Annotated in this window: 22 protein-coding genes; 16 read left to right on the forward strand and 6 right to left on the reverse strand. The window is 39.2% G+C overall.

The window, feature by feature from the left end:
• Positions 1–106 precede the first annotated feature (106 nt).
• Genes VJ937_RS10135 through VJ937_RS10145 form a run of 3 tightly spaced genes read left to right on the forward strand, consistent with a single transcriptional unit; the run spans position 107 to position 2,778 of the window.
• Positions 107–1,069 carry a T9SS type A sorting domain-containing protein gene (locus VJ937_RS10135; RefSeq protein ID WP_324066782.1) on the forward strand — a complete coding sequence of 321 codons (963 nt, stop codon included), beginning with the start codon at positions 107–109 and terminating at the stop codon, positions 1,067–1,069.
• Positions 1,070–1,081: 12 nt separating this feature from the next.
• Positions 1,082–2,053 (forward strand): T9SS type A sorting domain-containing protein, encoded by a 972-nt coding sequence (locus VJ937_RS10140; protein WP_324066783.1) that lies wholly within the window; start codon positions 1,082–1,084, stop codon positions 2,051–2,053.
• An 8-nt stretch (positions 2,054–2,061) separates the two neighbouring features.
• Entirely contained in the window at positions 2,062–2,778 is a 717-nt protein-coding gene (locus tag VJ937_RS10145) for a hypothetical protein (protein WP_324066784.1), read from the forward strand.
• Positions 2,779–2,810: 32 nt separating this feature from the next.
• Here the strand turns inward: VJ937_RS10145 and VJ937_RS10150 are convergent, their stop codons facing one another.
• On the reverse strand, positions 2,811–4,490 hold the full coding sequence (locus tag VJ937_RS10150; RefSeq protein WP_324066785.1) for a sodium:alanine symporter family protein: 1,680 nt from the start codon (positions 4,488–4,490) through the stop codon (positions 2,811–2,813).
• Between the two features lie 145 nt (positions 4,491–4,635).
• On the opposite strand from VJ937_RS10150, the gene VJ937_RS10155 reads away from it, so the two are divergent.
• Together VJ937_RS10155 and VJ937_RS10160 are read left to right on the forward strand one after the other, a co-directional pair.
• The gene (locus tag VJ937_RS10155; protein WP_324066786.1) at positions 4,636–5,859 is read left to right on the forward strand and encodes a hypothetical protein; all 1,224 of its coding nucleotides are present in this window, start codon (positions 4,636–4,638) and stop codon (positions 5,857–5,859) included.
• Positions 5,860–5,953: 94 nt separating this feature from the next.
• Positions 5,954–6,649: a cytidylate kinase-like family protein gene (locus tag VJ937_RS10160; protein WP_324066787.1), complete on the forward strand. Its 696-nt coding sequence runs from the start codon at positions 5,954–5,956 to the stop codon at positions 6,647–6,649.
• A gap of 63 nt (positions 6,650–6,712) precedes the next feature.
• Here the strand turns inward: VJ937_RS10160 and VJ937_RS10165 are convergent, their stop codons facing one another.
• Genes VJ937_RS10165 through pbpC form a run of 4 tightly spaced genes read right to left on the reverse strand, consistent with a single transcriptional unit; the run spans position 6,713 to position 11,286 of the window.
• Positions 6,713–7,744: a hypothetical protein gene (locus VJ937_RS10165; RefSeq protein WP_324066788.1), complete on the reverse strand. Its 1,032-nt coding sequence runs from the start codon at positions 7,742–7,744 to the stop codon at positions 6,713–6,715.
• A complete protein-coding gene (locus VJ937_RS10170; protein ID WP_324066789.1) occupies positions 7,725–8,285 on the reverse strand; it encodes a hypothetical protein in 561 nt (186 codons plus the stop codon). Before VJ937_RS10170 ends, VJ937_RS10165 begins: the two co-directional genes overlap by 20 nt.
• Before the next feature lie 23 nt (positions 8,286–8,308).
• Positions 8,309–8,878, reverse strand: a complete 570-nt coding sequence (locus VJ937_RS10175; protein WP_324066790.1) for an RNA polymerase sigma factor — start codon at positions 8,876–8,878, stop codon at positions 8,309–8,311.
• Positions 8,879–8,898: 20 nt separating this feature from the next.
• The gene (gene pbpC, locus VJ937_RS10180) at positions 8,899–11,286 is read right to left on the reverse strand and encodes a penicillin-binding protein 1C (protein WP_324066791.1); all 2,388 of its coding nucleotides are present in this window, start codon (positions 11,284–11,286) and stop codon (positions 8,899–8,901) included.
• A 147-nt stretch (positions 11,287–11,433) separates the two neighbouring features.
• Between pbpC and VJ937_RS10185 the strand changes: the two genes are divergently transcribed.
• From VJ937_RS10185 to VJ937_RS10215, 7 genes are all read left to right on the forward strand, one after another.
• Positions 11,434–12,531, forward strand: a complete 1,098-nt coding sequence (locus tag VJ937_RS10185) for a glutaminyl-peptide cyclotransferase (RefSeq protein ID WP_324066792.1) — start codon at positions 11,434–11,436, stop codon at positions 12,529–12,531.
• Between the two features lie 22 nt (positions 12,532–12,553).
• Positions 12,554–12,844, forward strand: coding sequence for a citrate lyase acyl carrier protein (citD, locus tag VJ937_RS10190; protein WP_057954739.1), 291 nt, complete (start codon positions 12,554–12,556; stop codon positions 12,842–12,844).
• A gap of 49 nt (positions 12,845–12,893) precedes the next feature.
• Entirely contained in the window at positions 12,894–13,754 is an 861-nt protein-coding gene (locus VJ937_RS10195) for an HpcH/HpaI aldolase/citrate lyase family protein (protein ID WP_324066793.1), read from the forward strand.
• 6 nt (positions 13,755–13,760) lie between these two features.
• Positions 13,761–15,317 (forward strand): citrate lyase subunit alpha, encoded by a 1,557-nt coding sequence (gene citF / locus VJ937_RS10200; RefSeq protein WP_324066794.1) that lies wholly within the window; start codon positions 13,761–13,763, stop codon positions 15,315–15,317.
• A gap of 12 nt (positions 15,318–15,329) precedes the next feature.
• Entirely contained in the window at positions 15,330–16,718 is a 1,389-nt protein-coding gene (locus VJ937_RS10205) for a triphosphoribosyl-dephospho-CoA synthase (protein ID WP_324066795.1), read from the forward strand.
• Complete coding sequence (gene citC / locus VJ937_RS10210) at positions 16,708–17,790, forward strand: [citrate (pro-3S)-lyase] ligase (protein ID WP_324066796.1); 1,083 nt, start codon at positions 16,708–16,710, stop codon at positions 17,788–17,790. The genes VJ937_RS10205 and citC overlap by 11 nt, the downstream gene beginning before the upstream one ends.
• A gap of 158 nt (positions 17,791–17,948) precedes the next feature.
• Positions 17,949–19,256, forward strand: coding sequence for a M28 family metallopeptidase (locus tag VJ937_RS10215; RefSeq protein WP_324066797.1), 1,308 nt, complete (start codon positions 17,949–17,951; stop codon positions 19,254–19,256).
• A gap of 199 nt (positions 19,257–19,455) precedes the next feature.
• Here VJ937_RS10215 and VJ937_RS10220 read toward each other — a convergent pair whose 3' ends face one another.
• Positions 19,456–19,842, reverse strand: a complete 387-nt coding sequence (locus VJ937_RS10220) for a DUF3276 family protein (RefSeq protein ID WP_057954734.1) — start codon at positions 19,840–19,842, stop codon at positions 19,456–19,458.
• A gap of 272 nt (positions 19,843–20,114) precedes the next feature.
• Between VJ937_RS10220 and nusB the strand changes: the two genes are divergently transcribed.
• From nusB to VJ937_RS10240, 4 genes are all read left to right on the forward strand, one after another.
• A complete protein-coding gene (gene nusB / locus VJ937_RS10225) occupies positions 20,115–21,074 on the forward strand; it encodes a transcription antitermination factor NusB (protein WP_324066798.1) in 960 nt (319 codons plus the stop codon).
• Positions 21,075–21,086: 12 nt separating this feature from the next.
• Complete coding sequence (locus tag VJ937_RS10230) at positions 21,087–21,554, forward strand: DUF1573 domain-containing protein (protein ID WP_324066799.1); 468 nt, start codon at positions 21,087–21,089, stop codon at positions 21,552–21,554.
• A 10-nt stretch (positions 21,555–21,564) separates the two neighbouring features.
• Positions 21,565–21,879 (forward strand): preprotein translocase subunit YajC, encoded by a 315-nt coding sequence (gene yajC, locus VJ937_RS10235; protein WP_057954731.1) that lies wholly within the window; start codon positions 21,565–21,567, stop codon positions 21,877–21,879.
• Between the two features lie 159 nt (positions 21,880–22,038).
• Positions 22,039–23,055, forward strand: a complete 1,017-nt coding sequence (locus VJ937_RS10240; protein ID WP_324066800.1) for a hypothetical protein — start codon at positions 22,039–22,041, stop codon at positions 23,053–23,055.
• Positions 23,056–23,061 lie beyond the last annotated feature (6 nt).

A 23,061-nucleotide genomic window follows, 5' to 3' on the forward strand; every position in this document is an offset into this window, starting at 1 on the left:
TACAAACAGAAAATATTGTCTGATAGATATCTAGCATTAATTGGCGAGCTAAATCCCGATTAGTCATCGGGACAGGTCTTGACCATAAAAATCAAAATCACACCAAATGAAACAAATTCTTTTAACCGTATTTTTAACCGCCATTTTCGCCTCAGGAACACTAGCCCAAAGTGTCATATTGGGATTCGGGTCAAATGGGGATGTTGGTGGAACACCTCCGGTTTATTCCATGGACAGTCTTTGGCAATTCGGTATACCCACAAAGCCGGAATTCGAATGGCAGGAAGGCTCGTGGGGGCCGTACAAATTGTGCACCGATACCAGCGAATACATTCAAGACACGGGCCGCTGGGAAATGTATTTCGGCGTGAGCCGCGATACACTGGATTTTATTAACAATTGCGTTTTTATGTCCCAGTTTAGCACATTTAAAGCAAAATTCAGCGGCGTGCCTGACAGCACCGGTTTGCTAATAGAAGTCTCGCCCGATAGTGTGCATTGGTACAACTTGCTGGACAGTGAAGATGAGGCGGCCTACATCGCGCATACGGGTATAGCCTCAGACTTTTACAACCAAATTGATTCAACGGGGAATCTTGATGGAGAACCTGTATGGTTACCTCAAGCAGATTGGGATGGATTTAATATTAGATTGGAGCATGACTGGACATGGGAGGATGCCGGGTCGGTTATGGAATCGCATATGCGGATCACTTATATCAGTAAAACCACCACATCCCACGCCGGAATTGCCTTTGTTTCACCGGAAATTTTCTTATGGGTTTGGTGCGAAGGAATTGGTATTGATGAAACCCGGGGGGAACTACAGGCTAAACTTTACCCTAATCCGGTAACAGAATGTTCCAAATTTGAACTGCCGGATAATACTCAATACCCTGTACAATTAACAATTATGGACCCTAACGGCCGGATACTGCACCAGCAAACTGTACAAGAAGGGAAGACAATTCCATTTCCCCGCATCAATTTAGGAGAAGGGATTTATATGTACAGCCTGGTAGATGCCGGTAAAAAATTCTTAAGCGGAAAGTTTATTTTTGAACAATAAAACAATTTAGTCATGAAACAAATTCTTTTTATTTTATTTTTACTACTCATACAACTTCAACTTTTAGGGCAGTTCCAAGGAGCATTCCGTTTCCCAAACTTTGACACGATTAGTTGGAATGACGGAGTTCGTGTAAATATGGACACCTCATGGGAATGCGGGTATAGCACCTTGCCTGATTTTGAGAACGAGCTTATTATTGCCCAGGATTTAGACGATTCCATCCAGGGCCCGGACCAACACACAATAAGCATTAGTTTGAGTCATGATTACTCCAATTATAATACAAATTGTTTATGGGACGCTGCTTTTGTATTAGACTATAAGCTTATTGGAGCAAGTGATAGTACAGGCATATTATGCGAAGTCTCATGGGACAGCCTGGAATGGTACAATATAGCAGACAGCAGCCATCTAGCTGGCTTTTTTCAGGCTAAACCTGTAGATTGGTATTGGGAAACCTTAGACCAATATTTTCATGACAGCTTAACGAAAACATTGTTCACAGGAGAAAAAGTATTTAGCGCAACAAATACTGTGCACGAAATTGGGATTAGTTTGGGTGCAGAGTACACTTATGATGGAGTAGGTGCTCTGGATCAATTTCATACAAGGCTCACATTCTTAAATTATGGGACAAATGCCGTGCCCGGCTTAGCAATAACAGAATATGGAGTATATGGCATGTATTGGTGCGAATATTTAGGCATAAACGAAACAGAGGGCAATTTAGATGTAAAACTTTATCCCAATCCAGTGACGGAATGCTCACGATTAGAGCTGCCCAAAAGCACTGGCTTTCCCGCAAAAATAATGATTACCGACCCCACTGGCCGTATCATCTACCAAAATAACCAGATTAATAGTTACGAGTTCTTAATGAATCATGTTCCGCTACGCGAGGGGGTTTACATGTATTTTATTCAGGATCAGGATCAGGATCAACAACACAGTAAAGGTAAATTTATTGTTAAATCAAAATAACTCAAGTCATGAAACGAATCATTCTTTTATTCATTTGGTTAACTTTAGGGTTCAGTGGCATAGCACAAAACTCAGAAACGACCCTAAGAGAAGCATCTCAAAATTACAACGAGCTTATCAACTACATCGATCAACACCCGGAAGCAATTAGTGACCCAGGATTAAAAAAGCGCTTTGCGCGATATGAATCTTTTTGGGGACACAGGGTTGATCATGAGGGCAACTATGCAGCTTACTACAGGTCTTTAATTAAATCCATTCAAAACCAGGATCGATCTGAAAACACCAGACAAGTATATACTAGCCTTGGACCCCGGCATATCAACACTCCTGATAATATTGGCAGGGTTTCTTCAATTTGGATCAATCCTGACAATTCAGACCATATCAAAATTGGCAGTGCCAGTGCCGGGTTATGGGAAACATTAAACGGTGGCGAAAACTGGGTGTGCCTTACGCCTGAAATGCCCGGAGGCGTAAAAGATTTTATTGTGCACCCCAACAACCCCAATATTATATATGGAATTGCCGAAGTACATAATAATGGAATGTACCATCACTGGGGTGGTTATGGGATATTTAAAAGCACCCAGGGCGGATTGAATCCAGAAATGATGCTCACGGATATTTACCAGGAACATGCTGGTATTGGCGAAATTTTATTTAAACCGGGCGACCCACAAACAATTTATGTATTGGCAAATAATAATGTATATTTAATCTAAATATTTGTTTATCTCCATGAACAATTCATTCATTATTCAGGAGACTTCTCATTCGGGAATTCCTTTTTAAAGTCGAACCAGTATTTTTTAATCGTTGACCTTGCCTCTTTACGTAGCATTAAAATGCCGAAAAGGTTCGGAATGGCCATAAATACGACTGTCAGATAAGATAAACTCCAAATGATTGAAGTATCGGTAAAGCTGGCAAAAAAGAAAGCCACCACATAGGCTAAACGGTACCATATAACATATTTTGATCCGAACAAATAAATTATGGAACGATCGCCATAATACGACCACGAAATGGCAGTTGAAAAGGCAAAAAGGATCAATCCTATTGAAATTATGTATTGTCCATAATCGCCAAAATAACTTTTAGTGAAAGCTTCCGCCGTCAAGGGGGCACTATGAATTAACGATTTACCTTTTAACACAATTTCGCCACTTTGGGTGTCGAGCATTCCGGCATCAACTTTAATTTTCCCGGTATAGGGATTGGCATTTTTATAAACTTTTACATCTTCAGCCACTGATCGAGCGTGCAATAGTGTATTTTTATTTTCGATCTCCCCGTCAACCACGTTCAAAGTGCCCGTAAACATTCCCGCATCACCTTTTTCCATCAGATAATTCTTCATTTCCTGGTGATCGGCTTCACTGGAAGGATCATATTGGCGGTCAAGCACTACGATGTCGGTTTCCTGAAATTCATTCTGAACTTTTTTAGACCACACACCAGATGAAAGCAACACCAAACCGGTGATGGTACAAATAATAATTGTATCGATAAATGGTCCTAACAAACCTACCAAACCTTCTGAAACGGGCTCTTTTGTTCTGGCGCTGGCGTGAGCAATAGCTGCTGACCCCTGTCCTGCCTCATTGGAAAAAAGTCCTCTGTTTACGCCATTATTAAAAGCAAAAGCAAAGCTAGCTCCTATAAAACCTCCCACTGCTGATGTACCATTAAAAACATCGGTGAAAATAGATGCTAATGCGGGTCCAATATTACTGTAGTTATAAGCAATAACAGCAAAAGCACCGATTATATAAATCAAAGCCATACCAGGTACGAGCTTTTCTGTAACCCTCGCAATTCTTCTGATTCCTCCAATAATTACAAATCCGAGCAACAGCGCCATAATTATACCCGTAATGACATGGTCCACTCCAAAAGTTGCAAAAACCGAGTTCGAAATGGAATTAATTTGAGGTAAACTTCCCGATCCAAATGATGACAATACAGTAGCAATAGCAAAAAAAGCAGCCAGCCACTTCATGTTTAAGCGCTTGCGCATGTAGTACATTGGTCCACCTGAAACTGTACCGTCTGAAGTAAAGTCGCGATATTTATGAGAAAGGGTGATTTCAACAAATTTCAGTGTCATTCCAAAGAAGGCAGTCACCAACATCCAAAACAGGGCTGCCGGCCCACCCAAATGAATGGCAAGGGCTACTCCGGCTATATTTCCGGTACCAACAGTCCCTGATAGTGCTGTAGCTAATGCCTGAAAATGCGATGTGTCTCCTTCATCATCCTCTTTGGCATATTTCCCTTTCACGACTCGAATAGCATGTTTAAAATATCGAATCTGAGGAAATCTTAAATACAGGGTAAAAAACAATCCGGTACCTAATAAAAGAAATACAAACCACGGATGACCACCCAAATAACTGTGCAGAGTGAGTAAAAAATCGTTAATTTGTTGCATAGTTGAGCTGTTTCGGTTACTAACAGATGTAAATATAGAGTTTTATGTTTAAAAAAACATCCTAATTACATATTTCAACTTGTTAAAAAACTTAATGAATTGTATGTTTTTCTAACATATATACTGTTTCTCAAATATTTATCACATGCCGCCAAATAGTGGAAAAATAAAACTTTTTATATTTAATCCGACCTGTGAAATGGCCATTGCCAATGGAACCATATCCTGGTCAGCAAACAAACATTTGCAACAGTTCGAAAAAGACCTTGAATACCTACCGCTACTTTTCACTTCCGGGAATGATTTACTGGCAGTACATCGTTACCCTTCAGCAATATTCAATGAATGGTTAAACAAAACAGTAAAACTCAAACCTAAACTAATTGACAGAGCTCATTTGACTGCGGATATAGAAAAAAATGGCTCTTTCCCTGACGAATTGCATCCCTGGGGCTGGAGCCCGGCAATGCACAATGAATTAAAAGACCTTAAATCATACACATCAGCTGACTTTAAAAAAAGTCCTTCAAGTCAGTGGAAAGCCGAAAGTAAAAGTTTCTATGGACGGTCAACAGCGCTTGAACTTCTTAAAACAATTGTAGCCCAATACCCCCATGATAGATTTTTGCCCTACAGATATCATCCTGAAGTTGCCAACTCGACAGAAGCGGTTGAAAAACTTTTTGAAAAATGGCCAAAACTAGTGCTTAAGGCACCCTGGAGCGCTTCAGGTAGAGGTATACAAATATTGCGATATGGTTATTTAAACACCTCAAACCGTCAGTGGATAAATTCGGTATTGAAACAACAGGGGCACATTATGGTGGAACCATTGCTCAATAAAACGATGGATTTCTCGCTGCATTTTCATATTTACAGGAACCACATTCAATATGTGGGTTATGGCGAGTTTAAAACAAATAAGAATGGCCAGTATGAACAAAACATCATAAAACCCAACATAAAAAATAGCCATAGCAGTGCCTGGATAGAAACACTTGCAAAAAAAATAAAAGAAGCCCTGTTAATAAATGGTATTGACAAACGCTATGAGGGTTATGCCGGAGTAGACCTAATGCATGTGAAAATCAATGATGAATCATACATCCATCCTTTTGTGGAAGTGAATTGGCGCTATAACATGGGGCTGATAGCTTTGCAACTGGAACAATTCATACATTCTGAAGCTGGCGGCAGCTTTCACATACACATAAACCCCCAAAAGCCATTTTCAGAAATACATAATCAACTTGTAAATGATTATCCTTTAATTATGCGAAATGATTTACCGCTTGCAGGTTATTTTCCACTTTCAGATCCGGATAAAGCAGTTTCAGGGGCTTACGTAATTTTAACTCCAAATAGGTGATCTGCCTTAAAACTTTTTAGAAGCCCACTGATTAAAAAAATTGCTTTATATCCATAATTTCATTAACTTTTTGCTACAGAAAAAAATAAGAATTATGGACAACATTCTTTTGCAATACCTTAGTGAGCGTGTTCGTAAAGAACAAGATCAGACCCAACGCGAACCGGGTCCTGTAATTACCATTTCACGACAATATGGATGCTATGGAAGCGAGATTGCACGACTACTATCTGAACAGCTGAACACTACAATAAAAGAAAAGCGGGGAGAATACCAGTGGAAATGGATTGCAAAAGAGGTGTTAGATGAAGCTGCCAAGACCCTTGAAACTGACCCTTCAAAAATAGCGCATGTTTTCGCCGCCAACGAACGGTCCTTTTTTGAGGATATGGCCATTGCTTTTTCAATAAAACGATATGCCAGAGATCCTCAAATAAAAAGATTAATTAGCAATATTGTCAAAAAATATGCTGAACAAGGTCATGCAATCATTGTAGGCCGCGCAGGCTGCGTATTGGCAAAACACATTAAAAAATCATTGCATGTAAGATTAATAGCCCCTGATCAATACAGAATAAATCAAATAATGAAAAGGTTTAACCTTGATAAAAAAGCAGCTATTAAACGCATAAAAGAACGCGACCAACAACGCAAAAAATTTATGAAGTTTTACAAGGGAGATAAGCCTGAGGCCGAAATGTTTGATTTAATTTTAAATCGTGACAAATTATCGAATCAGGAAATTGTGCAAACAATAGAGCGCTGTGCAGAATTAAGAAAACTTACCTGAAAATTTAAGAATATAAAATGTCCCTGCAGAAACCTCTACAGGGACATTTTTTTGTTATTTCTCTTACAATTCTACATCACCATATGAAGTCTCAATTAGCACTTTTCCGGTTGGCGATTTGCCAATGGTTCCATCAATAGACAATGACATCATTCTGGAGTGGAAAGAGCCTTCGAAACGGTCTTTTGGATATTCCACATCGGCATAACTTCCATCGACTTTTAATGTATAAGATGCATTGCCGTCTATATTCATCTCGCAGTCGGTATAGCTAAGGTCAAGCTCTATGGTTTTAAAGTTGGCAGAGGTTTTACTTACTTCACACTCCCCAAAATTGGCGTCCAGCACAAAAGATTTTTTTACATAGCCTATCTCGATTTCAGCATATCGACTTGTAGCAGAAAAGTCCAGTATTTCATTGATCTCCCACTCATCGTACTTACTCATACTCAAACTCAACTGATCGATATCGCCAATGCGGTATTCAGAATAAGCACTCCGGCCCGATAGCACGCCTGCCTTTTTTATATTTATTTCTGAATAGCTTATATCAATCAATGCCTTATTTACATAACCAATTGTAACCTGGTCCATATAAGCCAATTGAAATTGATTATCTGGTGAGGCTAAAACATCAGATTTGAAGTTACTGTACCTCAGATCTAGATCTGCTTTACCTTCTAATTCCTCAAGATATAAATTACCATATTGTAAATCTATATTGGCCTGTATGTATGTTGGCGCTTTAATATCAATCCTGATTTCCAGGTCACTGCTATTTATCCGGCTTGGTAAATCAGTTATAACCGAGACTTCGTTCCCGCTCTGTTTCAAATTCACTTTTACTCCTTCGAATAGAGCCTTATCTCTCCGGCTGTCTCCTTCTACCTCAATGGTAACATTAATTTCTACCTGATCGGTGGTTGATTTTACAATATTCACGTCGCTAAAACGCGTCTCAACTATGAGTGAGTGGCCTTTTGCAACCTTATACACCTCTTTTTTACTGCGTTTAAGGTCATCGGCTTGTGCAGCAGCAAATGTAAATAAAAGTGCTACTGACAGTGCTGTGATTTTATAAAGATACTTTTTCATGGTTCTGGGTTTTATGTGATTTAATTCTTTTTGCTTCTTGTAGTTGCTCAACTATTTGCTTCATTACATTAATGCGCGTTTGGTAGTGCTTAATCATAGCATTAATTACGCGGGGATCGCCCGGATTTGCATCCAAATCCTTTTGCAGCTGTTTATAAAGCTTATCCATCTCCTTCAGGTCTTTTTCCATCTGTGCTTTTTCGACCTGCATATTATCACCGCTGAGCTTATCAATTGTATTACGCTGATGTTGAATTGTGGATACAAAATAAGCTTCTGCTTCAGCATATTTTGGCCCGGCATCAGCCAGGGTGGGTAGCTTTTGTGTTGGTTCGGCTATCCAATTGTCGTGAATATACAAACCGGATAATGTGACCAAAAATGCTATAACTGCAGCAGCTGCGGCATACCTGAGATATATTACCGTCCGGTTTTTCTGACGGGGCAATTTTGCCAGGAACCGGGCTTCGTGGCCGGCACGAGGCTCTTCGCTATCGAAAGCTGCTCTGTTTTTCTTTATATATTCCTCTATATTGCTCATAATTTAATGTTTTTGTCCAATTTTTAACTTAATGTTTGCATCTTTTCTTTTACTTTCACCTGCAATTTTTTTCTTGCTCTAGCATATTGCGAGCGTGAAGTTGAATTGGTTATATTTAATATTTGACTAATCTCTTCATGATCGTAGCCTTCGAGTAAATAGAGCGATAAAACTGCTCTGTAATTATCTGGCAATTCATTTATACAGGCTTTTACATCATTAATACTGAGGTCAAATTGCATTTCATTATCATCTTCTTCTGGTTCATCTTTAATCACATCAGGTGTCTCAAATTCAACCTTTCTCTTTCTAAGCGCGTCGAGCGATCGGTTTACAACTATGCGTCTTAGCCATGCTCCAATGGGTACTTCACCTTTATAAGTATCCAGTTTTTCAAATGCAGTAATAAACGATTCCTGCATTATATCCTCAGCTTCCTGTGTATCTTGCACAATGCGTAAACTGGCATTATACATTTGTTTATAGAAAAGCTGGTACAACTCGAACTGAGCTTTCCGGCTGCCTTTCCGGCACTGTTTGACAAGCTTTGCGTGCACATTGAGCTGTCGATTGTCTACTTTTGTTTTGCTCATTTCTGTATGTATGACGTTAATTATTTTTGAACGCTGCGTCGCGTTGCATTTTTTTCTTCAATTTTAAATCTTAATGTTTTACGAAAACCCTTTGTATCTTCCACCAGTAGCGTATGCCAACCTTTTTCGGGTGTTATGCCAATTTGATGGTAATTACTGGTTTTTGTAATAAAACGATCATCAAGATACCAAAATAAAATCGAATTTGCATATCGATGTACAGCCTGAAATACTACTTCCTGTTGCTTACCGCTCAAATCGTATGGTATCACCAATTTCGCACCTGAATGTGGATATACAAATGCTATTGGGTTATGATCCTGACCTGTTTTCCGGCAAGCTCCCGACAAAGGTGGTAAAGGGTTATAGCGACTGTGTCTGCGCTGATAGAACCACTCCATTCCCGGTGGTAAAACAAACCATGTTGTGTCCACAATATTATCAGGTGCACACTGTACAAAATAGCGCTCTTTAAGGTCTTCTGAAAGCATTACCGGACGGCAATACCGGCATTTCCCTGTACGTAAACTACGGTGTGGAATATGCATTTGCCTGGTTTTACTGCAATAGTCTCCTGCCGGCATACCACTTAGTTTACATATTTCAGTGCTTTTCATATCATCCCAGGGAACAGGGAACCAGGTTTCAGCTGCCGGCAGCAGTCTGAAAGCATCGAAAAGTACAGGTCCTGCTTTAAGCACACCCACCAAACCGTCTCGCGCTTCTCCATCGGCATTCCCGACCCAAACGCCAACTGTATATTCGGGATCCAAACCAATGGCCCAGGCGTCTCTAAATCCGTAGCTTGTGCCCGTTTTCCAGGCCAGCCTGCGCGATGATGAAAATTGCTGCCACCTCCCCTCGCCCACAGGCCTTTCTAACTTTCGCATAGCTTCAAGTGTGTACCAAACAGCGCCGGCGGTTAAGGGAGGTTCATCATATACTCTTTCATCATTTTTGCTACTGGAAAAACTTAACTTGTGGTAATTTTTTTCATTATAGCGCCCCGATAACCTGGGGTACTCTACTAACAGCCTTCCCAAACCGGCATACATCCCTGTCAGGTTAAACAAGGTAGCATCTGCTCCGCCCAAAATCAATGACAGTCCGTAATGTGTAGATGATTTGTTCAATGAAGTCATCCCGATTTCTTTTAACCTGCGATGAAACCGATCGACACCAAACCTCCTGAGCAAACGTACCATGGGCACATTCAATGAGCGTGACAATGCCTCTGATGCAGGTACCGCACCGAAATACTCATTACTGTAATTTTTTGGGCTGTAACCGGAATAATTCACGGGTAGGTCTTTGATCAGTTCATCTGGGGCAATAAATCCTTCTGATAGTGCTCCTGCGTATAAAAATGGTTTCAACAATGAACCTGTGCTGCGTAGAGATTGAATTACATCGACCTGTACTCCAGGGGTTTTTGTGTCTCCTGCATTACCAATATAACCTAACACCTTACCAGTGCGTGTTTCAGCTACAATAATTGCAATATTTCTTACCATTTGCCGGGCATATTGCTGCTGGTATCTTGCAGCTAAATGCGCTAATCGTTTTTGTAAAAGGGGATCAATACTGACAACATAACGGTTTGAACTTCGCTTCCCTTCAAGTCGCTCAATGTGCTGAGCCAAATGCGGCAAAGCCCTGGGCATACTGTAAAACCTATCTGGCAAAGGTTCATCAAGCGCTAGCTGCCAGGTAAGTGAATCGATTATTGTTTCTTCATACAATTTTTCCAGCAAGCTATTGCGTTTTTTCTCCAGGCGGCTCTGATTGCGACCCGGAAAAATAAGTGCAGGAGAATTAGGCAGCACAGCAAGTAAAGATGCTTCTGCCCATGACAACTGATCGGGGCTACGTCCGAAATAACGCCATGATGCGGCTTCAAATCCCACCACATTGCTACCGTAAGGAGCCCTGGCAGCCCATAAACCTAAAATTTCTTTTTTTGAGTACCGAAGCTCAAGTCGCAATGCAATCAACATTTCAAGCAATTTCTCGCCAATGGACCTGGGTGCTTTTTTACGGCCTAGCCGGGCCAATTGCATGGTTAGGGTTGAAGCCCCGCTAACTTTACGCATATAGCGCACATTTAGCCACAAAGCCCTTGCAACAGCAATTGGATCAACTCCCGGATGGTGATAAAACCGTTTATCTTCAAAAGTCAGAATAGCTTTTTCCAGTTTTTCCGGAACATCAAGTGTGGGTGAAAAACGCCACTGATCATCTGCTGCAAGAGTTGCGTTCATTAGCACCCCACGCTCACTAAAAATAAGTTGAGCGTAGTTGTTACTGTAGTCTAAAAATTTATGCGAAAAAATAAAAAATAAAAGAAGCACAGCCGAGCCTATTATTATGCTCCAGGTCTTTATTTTTGCATTATTGATAGATTTCATAAACCAAACAACCGGTTAAAACCGTTAAATTAAAAATTATCCGGGCATTTTTATGCTAACAAAGGTATAATCAATCGTCGATTGTTATAATTTTGTAATAAATTGATTTTATATAGTTTTATCATTTCATTTAAAGAGATCCAAAATATGCCTACTAAACTCAGCGTTAAATCCATACTAATAATATTTACTGTCCTTACTGCTTTGGCAACATGCAACGATATTCCTGAGGGCCGAAAAACCATTTCACGAAAAAAAGCCCAACCTTCAAAAAAACATTTGGACATAACCAAACCCAAAGTCAACTACAAAATTGTCCCGGGTAAAGAGATTACCTTTGAATGGAAATGGAAAGATGTTAAAAAAAGTGACAGTGTGGTTTGGTATGCCAACAAAACACGCATTGCAAAACTGAGTAAAGGTGAAAAAGTTGTTGTACCTACAGACCTGCCCGTTGGCATACAACATTTTATTTTACGCAGTTATTTAAATGATAAGCAAAGCAGTGATCAGGTACTTGTAGAAGTACTTTCCGAAATCACTCCTGAAAAAACCAGGGCCCGTATTGTGCAAAAGCTTTATCATGACCCTGGGGCTTATACACAAGGACTGGAAATTCATAAGGATTTTATTTACGAAAGCACAGGCCAATACAAGGAAAGCTCCATGCGCAAGATTGATATTGAAACCGGAAAAGTTATTGACATTATCAATTTAAAAGATGATATTTTTGGGGAGGGCATGACAGTAATTGGCGATAAAATCTATCAACTTACCTGGCAGTCGAACACTGGATTTGTCTACGATGTAAATTCATTTAAACAATTGTATGAATTCGTCTATCCGACTGAAGGATGGGGTTTGACCAATGACGGAGAATCGCTCATTATGAGCGACGGCTCGTACAGGCTTTACTATATCGACCGTGAATACTTCACAGAAACACGCCAAATTTCTGTATATGACCAAAATGGACCGGTTTCCCGGTTAAATGAACTGGAATACATTAATGATAAAATTTTGGCCAATGTATATGGAGAAGATTTTGTTTTGATGATAGACCCGGCTACAGGTAAGGTATTACAAGAAATTGACTTAAGCATGCTAAAAGAAAAAGCAAAATTACCTGCTAAGGCAGATGTTCTTAATGGCATAGCATGGGATGCAGACAATGAAAAACTATACGCTACCGGAAAATACTGGCCTGTGATGTTCGAAATTACAGTTGAAGGTATTAACCGATGAGTATAAACCAAACTATAGAAGGATGAAACCAAAACATAAAGCCCAGGCCGGCACGTTTGAATCGAGTGACATCATGGTGCTTATTGAACCCATAAACGATGGTGAAGAAAACTCAATTGAACTCTCTTCGAATGTAGACAAACACTTTTCGCAACAAATAAAAAATGCGATAAACCAGGTTTTAGAAGCATACGATATAAGTGGCGTCCATCTTATTGCCAAAGATAAAGGTGCACTTACGCCTACAATCAAAGCGCGTGTAGAGACTGCTGTAAAAAGATCGCTTGACATGCAAAAAGGAACTTTGCAATAAAAATTTAGAGTTTACTATGAACACACACAACATAAAAAAACGCAGGAGCATGCTATATATTCCGGGCAATAATCCGGCCATGTTGCAGCAAGGAGGAGTTTACGGAGCCGACAGTGTATTGCTTGACCTGGAAGATGCGGTGGCATTGAACCAAAAAGATGCGGCCCGTATTCTTGTTCGTAATATGCTCAAAGAAGTTGACTACTACGGTTGTGAAATCACCATCAGAGTGAATCACATCAATACACCGTTTGGAGTAGCGGACCTTGAAGAGATCGTTCCATTGCAGCCCGATGCCCTGCGGCTTCCAAAAACCGAAACCGTTGAGGAACTAAGCAAGGTTCTTAAAATAATTGAAGAAATTGAAAATCGTTATGGCCTGACTCATGATAAAATGAAAATACACGTGATGATTGAATCTGCCCTTGGCGTACAAAACGTGTATGAACTGGCTTCCCACTCCCCAAGAATAGACGCCATAACCATAGGTGGTCAGGATCTTACGGCCGACATGCAAATCGAGAAATCTAAAGACAACTATGGAATTGACTATGCACGTAAACGGATTGTAATGGCATCAAAAGCTACTAAAATAGATGCCATGGACACGATTTATGCCGATGTTGAAGATGAAGAAGGTCTTAGGGAAGAAACCGCATACATAAAAAAGCTGGGTTTCACAGGCAAAGCAGTCATCAATCCACGACAAATAAGTATTGTAAATGAAGTTTTCACACCTACCGATACAGAAATACGCAAAGCATACCGTATTGTAAAAGCCTACTATGAAAACAAAGCCAAAGACCTCGGTGTATTCGCCGTCGACGGCAAAATGGTTGATGCGCCTGTAGTTACAAGGGCAATGCACACACTGGCATTGGCCGACATTGAAGTAGAACCGGTCAAATAATAAAAAATGATAAAAAACGCCCTTAACATAGAAATACCAGAATATTTGGAAGGCCTTGGCAAACTTGAACCCTATCAGGGTGTATGGAATAAGCTACAAAAAGGCTGGATGGACGAGCAAACTGTACCGCCAGCCATTAAGGCGCGGTTACCCCACAGCTCCAAAATGCACAACAACCTGGAAGAAGCCATTTTAAAATGTAATCCCAGAAATGGCATGACCGTCTCTTTTCATCATCACTTAAGGGGTGGCGACTGTATTCTGATACAAGCCATAACGATATTGGCAAACATGGGTATTAAAGATATAACCCTGGCTTCATCATCCCTTACTTCAGCACACGAATCCGTTTTACCTTATATCGAAGATGGCACAATCACACAGATTTACAGCTCAGGTATCAGGGGAACAATAGGTGAAGCATGTGCAAAAGGGGTTTTACAAAAACCTTTTGTCATTCACTCACATGGTGGGCGTGTACGAAGTGTACAAACAGGAAAAATACAAATAGACTTAGCCATAATTGCAGCCTCAGCAGCCGATGAAGAAGGAAATGCAACCGGCACGCATGGCCCTTCAGCTTTTGGGTCTATGGGATATGCCATGATTGATGCCTGGTATGCCAAACAGGTGGTTATTGTAACAGACAACCTGGTCGATTACCCTTGTGTACCGCCTTCAATCAGGCAGAACTATGTAGATTACGTAGTAGCCACAGATACCATTGGCGATGCAAAGAAAATTGCCTCTGGTACAACACGCATTACAAAAGCTCCACTTGACTTAAGAATTGCTCGTATCGCTTCTGATACCATTATAAATTCTGGTTATTTCAAAAACGGAATTTCCTTTCAGGTTGGCGCCGGAGGTGCTTCATTGGCAGTGGCCCGGTTTATTCGTGAAGCAATGAAAAAACACAACATTAAAGGCTCATTTTTACTGGGTGGTGTTACATCGTATGGAGTCGATATGTTAAATGAAGGTTTATTTCATGCTATTTTCGATGTACAATCATTCGATGCAGCTGTGAGCAGCTCACTTAAAGAACATCCATATCACATTGAAATACCTGCCGGGCTTTATGCCAATCCTTTCAATTGCGGCTGCATGATTAATAAACTCGATGTAGTTGTGCTGGGTGCGCTGGAAGTCGATGTCAACTTCAATGTGAACGTCATTACAGGCTCAGAGGGCGAAGTAAGAGGTGCTTCAGGCGGACATTCTGATACTGCAGCAGGCGCTAAACTTACAGTGGTAGTGTGCCCCTCGTTTCGCGGACGATTACCCATTATAAAGAAAAATGTAAACAATGTAGTTACACCCGGTGAAAGTGTTGATGTTGTTGTAACAGAACGTGGTATTTGTGTGAACCCAAAAAACAAAGAGCTCAAAGCAAATCTATTGGAAGCAGGAATGCATGTCAGAGAAATTGCTGACCTGGAAAAAGAGGTTGATAAAATTACGGGTACACCTGCAAAAATTGAACATACAAACAAAATCGTGGGCGTAATAGAATACAGAGATGGCACCATAATAGATACCATCAAACAAATCAAAGTTTGATAAAAATAATGTATGACTCAAACACCGCTAGAGAAAGTACTCGCAGCCAGAGAATCAATTCATGCCATAAAACACGCTTTGATTCAGCAATACAAACTGCCGGTTGTGAGTATGGCGCTCAATATAGCCGGGTGGCCCAAAACAGACAGGCAAAAAAGAAAGTTTTTCTTCCACACGCTGAACAAATTGCATGAACACCTCTATGCCAACAGGTTACCTGTAAGTCCGCAAACAGCTAAAATAATTGACAACGACAACGGCTTAACTTTCATAGCCTGTATCAATGCACCGGAAGACTCAGCACAGATAAAAATAATCTCAGAGCGTTTTGAAGCTAATCAAGTGCTTGGCCGTTTTATAGACGTGGATGTAATTGATGAATCCGGAGAAATCGTGAGCAGTGAAAAACAAAAAGTATGTTTTTTCTGCGGGCAGTATCCTGCAATAGATTGTATGCGCAATCAACGACACACTACAGAAGAATTAAAAAAATTCCAGCAGAATAAGATTCAAGATTTTTTGATTGGCAACCATAGAAAAAATCAAAGCCACAAACTTACAGAACTAACAATTTATGCGCTTTTCACTGAAGCTTCACTGCATCCTAAACCCGGCCTGGTAAGCCCATTCGACAATGGGGCGCATAACGATATGGACTTCAATACATTTTCACGGTCTATATCAGCACTGTCTCCAATATTTAATCAATTCTATTTAAAATGCCTTGATCCTAATCAAAATCTTACGATCGAAGATATGCGGATTTGGGGTATACAGGCAGAAAAAAAGATGAATGCTGCTACAGAAGGAATTAACACCCACAAAGGCGCTATATTTCTGATGTTGCTTGTGGGTAAAATCATCACAGATATTATTAAAACAAATGAGTCAATATCTATACAGGCAATAAAAAATGGGCTGAAAAACTACAATAAACATATCGAAAACGACAAGGCACAGGTCTATGAGCAAACGCATGGCAATATTGTTCAAAAAGCCTTTCCACAATTGAAAGCAGGCATCAGACAACAGGTGATGGACGGCTTACCTGCAGTTTTTCAGGGTGGAATTATACCCATGTATACCAGGCATTTCAGTCCGCAGCAAAAAATCGAAGAGCTAAGCGCCACTCTAAAAATAAGCCTGTTAAGCATTATGGAACAAAATATTGATAGCAATATAATTCACAGAGGTGGCCCAGAGCTCCTGAAAATACTTAAACAAAAAGCCAAGGAAAGTAAAGTTGCTCTGCTCGAAAAACAAAACCATACATACAACGAATTCTGCAAATGGACAAAAAATAAGAATCTATCTCCTGGAGGATCAGCAGACCTTTTGGCCCTAACGATTTTCATTTACCTTTGTACCATTAACCCATTATTAAAGCCCTATGAGTTTTGAAAATGCTGACTTTCGTGAGGAAGTGCTCGATATAGAAAATCCTTTTGATGTAAAGTTTGTTTCCAAATTTCTTAAGAAACTTGATTTTGACTATACGCCAGAAGATGTGGATTATACAATGGTGCTTTATACACTAAACGATGATATTATAGGCACCGGATCATACCAAAACCACGTATTGAAGTATGTGGCGGTAGCTCCTGATTACCGTTCTTCTGCCGCCTTCTCACAAATTGTGACACATTTAATGGATAAACTCCTTACAGAATATAAAAACATATTTGTATACACACTTCCGCGAAACACTAAAGTATTTGAGGGTCTTGGGTTTACAGAAATAGCAACTGCACCTCCCCTTTTCTCTGTGCTGGAATTTGGCTATGAAAACATAAAAACCTACCAGCAATATTTGCGCAAGCAAAAACAGGATGTATCAACGGGACCAGTCTCTGCTATTGTTGTTAATTGCAATCCTTTTACAAACGGACACAAATATTTGATTGAAAAAGCTGCGCAGGAAAGCAGAATTCTGTATCTTTTTGTAGTGGAGGAAGACCGTTCAAGCTTTCCTTTTGAAGTAAGATGGGAACTAATAAAAAAAGGTATAGCACACCTTCAAAATGTTTTTATGCTTAAAGGGGGCGATTACGTTGTTTCGGGGACCATTTTCCCCTCCTATTTTTTAAAAAATGAAAACCCCGGAATGATAGCTGAAAAACAGGCAGAGCTGGATATCCGAACTTTCATCAAATACATCGTTCCCGTTTTAGGTATCACACGGCGTTATGTGGGTACAGAAAATTATGATGCCACCACCCTCGCCTACAATAATGCCATGAAAGCACTCTTGCCACGTGCAGGTGTGAAGTTAATCGAAATTGACCGGAAAAAGGCAGCAACCACTACAGGTGAAACCAGTGTCATAAGTGCATCAAAAGTACGTCAGGCCATAAAAGACGATCGCCTTTCTGAAATTGAAGAATTTTTGCCAGAGTCAACCAGGAATTATCTCAAAAGCAATGAAAGTGAGTGTATAAAAGCTAAAATAAAATCTTCCAATACACGGCATTAAGCAATCGCACCTTCTGCATCAATACCGTACACTGTACAGGAAAAACGTACAATTCGGTTATCCATACATATCCACTAAATAACTGTATATCTAGGCATTAACTGAAATGGCATGTGTTTAGTTTGGTATTCATATCTATAAACCCTTAAAACGACATTATGAAAAATTTAAAATTAATGCTTCCGTTTCTCTTTCTTTTCTTATTGTATTTTGGTTCAACACAGGCACAAAATGTCGATCGTGTAAAATCCATTGTAAAAGAGTTATCATCAAAAAAGTACCATGGGAGATGCTACACACACCGGGGAGCCGAAAAGGCCGGCAAATACATTCAATCTGAATTCGAAAAATCAGGATTACAGCCTGTTAATGGAAAATGGAAACAACCATTTAGCTTCGATCTGAATCAGATCATAAAAGTTAAACTAAAAATCGATGGACAAAAATTAATCCCGGGGGCTGATTACGTTGTAAGAAGAAATAGTCCTGGTATTAAAGGAAACTGGGACCTCACTATGATTGAAGCCCAACACTTAAAAAATCCGGAGAAAATGGCTTCTCTGATTCAAAAAATCGATTTAGAGAATCAATTTATGGTTGTTGATCTTGATGATTTAAGAAAAAACCGTGAAATGTACGACTCTGCAGCAAAAATCTTATTTGGCAGCGCGGCCGACAAATTTATTCTGCTTCAGGAAGATGCAATCAAAGATTATGTGGTATATGGCCGCAAAAAAAGCGAAAAAGTTGTCATTAATATCAGAAAGCAAGCATTTAACAAGTCGGCAAAAAAACTGGAGTTGAGACTTAAAACAGAATTCAACAACATAACTACAAATAATGTGATGGGCATGCTGCAAGGTAAAGCAGAGCACGATTCGATTATCATTGTTTGCGGACATTATGACCATCTTGGAGAAATGGGTCCAAAAGCATTTTACCCGGGTGCTGACGACAATGCATCTTCAACGGCTGCAATGATAGAACTCGCTCATTTTTTGACTGGTCAAAAAACAAAACCGGAAAAAAGTATTCTGTTCGTAGGTTTCAGTGGCGAAGAAGCCGGATTAATAGGTTCTAAATATTTCACAGAAAACTTACCCATTGCGGAGTCACGCATCAGTTATGTGATAAATATGGATATGATTGGTTTCGGGAAGGCCGGATTGCAGGTTTGGAATGGAAAAAATGAACCACGGCTTGTAAAGCAGCTAAAGACAATAAATAATCATGGCCAATTGGTTGACACACTAATCATAAAAGAAAACACACCAAACAGCGATCATTATTATTTTACAGAGCACGATATACCAGCGATTTTTCTTTCAACAGGATTAGCGCCCTCAAAACATTATCATACGGTATATGATACATTTGATAATACTGACTTTGGGCGTATGAAAGAAATTATTCAGTTGGTAGCCGGGCTGGTAAATACCGATCAAAAATTATCGGTAAAAAAATAAAAAGGGACTATCAGAAAAAATCGTTTTACATTCCTTCTCTGTCAACTGATGGAGAAGGAATTTTCGCACATAATATTTATTGCATGAGTGCTATTACAACCTCATACAACTTTGCTAACAGGTACGCACACAAATATCTCTATGCAAGAAAAAATCCTGCAAAAGCGAATACAGACATTTTCAGACAGCCCCTTGTTAATTAGGCGTTATTTTCGTCATTCAGATCGTCAAAATCTACGTCGGTAAATTTTTCGGTTGCCCCCTCTTTCCCTTCGCTTTGGTCTTCGTGGTTATCTTTCGGTTTTAGCTCAGGTTGGTTGGCTCTGATGTATTCAACAACTTCTTCCAATCCTTCAGCAAACTTGTCAAAGTCCTCTTTGTAAAGAAATAGTTTATGCTTCTCGTAGTAAAAAGTACCGTCCTGGTTAAACTTTTTCTTACTTTCTGTGATGGTCAGGTAGTAATCATTCCTGCGTGTAGCCTTTACATCAAAAAAGTAAGTCCGTTTACCGGCTCTAACTGCTTTGGCATAAATCTCTTCTCTCCCTTTGTCTTTGCCGTTTGCTTTGTTCTCAAATCCTTCCATTATTCAAACATTTTCAATTTCAACAATCATTGACAAAAATAGAAATTATTTTTTGTTTAGAACATTAAAGAATAAAAATCGGCATAAAACTATTATTATTGGTATAAAGTCAGCTTTGTTCCTGGCTTTCTGTTTTTATGCAACTTTAAAATCCACGAATTAGCTTGTCCTACAATATAATTTGAATGATTTTAATAAAAATATCAGCTGATATGCTGATGATAAAGACATTTCCATTACTTTTGCAGTTCAACAAAGGAAATTGAAGGAGTATGATAAGCAGAAGGTTACTCAGAATAAAAAACATGCACATCGTTTATGCATGGTTACGCAACCCTGAAGGTTCTATAGAACAGTACCATAAAGAGTTACAAAAAAGCATTACGAGCTTTGAAGATCTTTACTATACTTTTTTTCAGCTACTCATAGAAATACACAACTATCTTTTGCAGGAAATTGAGCGCAAAAAAGCAAAACACCTGCCCACAGAAGAAGAGTTAAATCCCAATATGCGCTTCATAGAAAACCCTGCTATGCAGGCAATTGTAAATGACGAACAAATCCAAAGTTATGTGCGCAATAATCATGTTACATGGAATGACAATACCGACCTTGTAAAAAAGCTGGCGCATGAAATTGAGGAAAGCAATTTTTACAATCGATATATGGTGCGAGAAGAAGAACCAGATCATAAAGCGCATAAAGAAGTTATAATAACGATTCTTACTGACATAATTGCCGCTTCAGATTTGGTTTTTGAAGCACTTGAAGAAAAATCTGTCTACTGGAACGACGATATTGAACTTGTGCTGAGTATGAATATCAGAACTGTAGAAAGAATAAAAAGAACCTATCGACTTAAGCCCATGAAGCTGTTTAAGAATGAGGCTGACAAGGAGTTTGTTTACGCTCTTTTCCAAAAAACCACAGCACACTTTAAAGACCACCAGGAAATTATAAAAAAGACCGCCAGCAATTGGGAGCTTGACAGAATTGCGTTAATGGACAAAGTGATTATAGCTCTGGGTATCACTGAGCTTCGGAATTTCCCTGAAATTCCTGTCAGGGTGACACTCAACGAGTATATTGAAATGGCCAAATTCTATTCCACAGAGAAAAGCAATACCTTTGTTAATGGAGTTTTAGATAAAATTGTACTCCAACTAAAAAATAATAATGAACTGAACAAAATTGATGGTTCAATTTTTGATAAAGACAAAAACAACCATTAAATTATTGAAATTATGATACGGATCACAGGATTAATATTCATTATTTTACTTGCATTTGGATGTAACAGTGGAGACAAAGAGACTGTTACCGCTGACATGGTGAAAAACCCTGTTAGTGGTAAAGGTAATGACCAAAATGCAAAAATGCCTGAAATTACTTTCGTTGATGAAAATAGTGATAACCCATTATATTTCGATTTTGGAGTTATCATACAGGGAGAAGTTGTTACCCATACATTCCGATTCAAGAATACTGGAAAATCAGACCTCTTAATACGTTCCACAAGTTCAACCTGTGGTTGTACAGTATCATCTTATACAAAAAAACCGGTTCCTCCAGGCGAAACCGGAAAAATCGATGTCACTTTTTCCAGTGGTGGTCGTAAGGGGCGCCAGCATAAAGCTGTCACAGTGCTTACAAATGCACAACCAGCGTCAAAAAAATTAGTAATCGAAGCAAATGTTGTAGTACCAAATTAAAATAAACTTTATGGACATTTTATTAATGATGTCGCCAGAAGGCGAAACCGGAGGTTTAGGGGCATTTCTACCCCTGCTGATCATAATTGTAATTTTTTACTTTTTCATGATTCGCCCTCAAATGAAGCGACAAAAAGAAGCTCGCAAATTCAGAGAAAACATTCAAAAAGGCGATAAAGTACTTACAATTGGTGGTATTTATGGAAAAGTAACTGATGTAAGTGAAAAACATGTTGATTTAGAAATCTCAGACAATACCAGAGTTAAAGTTGACAAAACTGCACTGGTAAAAGACACTAGCGAAATTGCAAACGCAAATCGCTAATTGCAGAAAAACTAAATCTTTAAGAAGCTTATAATTCAAAGCTGCTTGTTTGGTAAAACCTTTAAGTTTTATCACTGGCAGCTTTTTTTATAATACCATTTTAAGAGTAACCCCATCAAAACTCGTAAGGTTTTCTTATATTCGCTTAAAAAAATACTCGTGGCAGTAGAAAAGAAAAGTAATAAAAAAGAACCAAAAATAGATAGCTGGCTGAACCAGCTAAAAAATATTGATCGCAGAATTCCCATTTTCCTGATTTTCATTGCGATTAGTGCTTTTCTGTGGTTGATGAATGCCTTATCGAAAGATTACATTACAGAAATTGATTGCCCTGTTGAATTTTATAATATTCCGGACAATTACGTTATGATTGGCGAAATACCTGCAGAAGTACAGCTTCAGGTTTCAGGACGCGGATTCACATTACTCAAATATACCCTTGGGTCTATTGCATTGCCATTTAACCTCGACTTGCAGTCGTATTTTTCTGGCAACCAGGAAGATCAGGAAAATGTACACTTTCAGTACTACCTTTCCAGTAAAAAGGAGCAATTCGAGCGTTTCCTGAACGACGAAATAAAAGTTTTAGATGTCAGGCCTTCAACGCTGCGGCTGCATTTCGATAAACTACATAAAAAGAAAATTGGCATTAAACCAGCAACCAATTTTTCATGGGCACCCCAATACAGGCAAAAAGGAAACCTTTTAACAACACCTGACTCCGTTATAGTTAATGGTCCCAAAACAAAACTGGATACACTGGATTACATTAAAACAGAACTCATTATAGATGAGCAAATAAAGAAAAACAAATCATACACGGCTGATTTAATAGCTCCTGAACAGTGCAATCTTATGCGTAAAAAAGTCAGAATAGATTTGCGCACAGAGCAGTTTACCGAAAACACCATACAAGTGCCAATCAGCATTACTAATAAACCCGACTCCATAAACCTCACAATTTTCCCAAATAAAATAAATATAACCTATCTTGTTTCGTTTGAAGATTATGAAATTATTGATGCCAGTGATTTCCAGGCAGCCATAAACTATAAAGAAATTGAAAAACAAAATGAGCCGCAAGAATTGAATATAAATTTACTCTTTGTCCCTGAAGAGGCTAAAATTTTGCGCTATTGGCCCCAGAAGGCCAGATTTATTATCAACGAAAAATAATCTCTT

It is taken from the genome of Salinivirga sp., assembly GCF_035268865.1.
Taxonomy (GTDB): Bacteria; Bacteroidota; Bacteroidia; order Bacteroidales; family Salinivirgaceae; genus Salinivirga.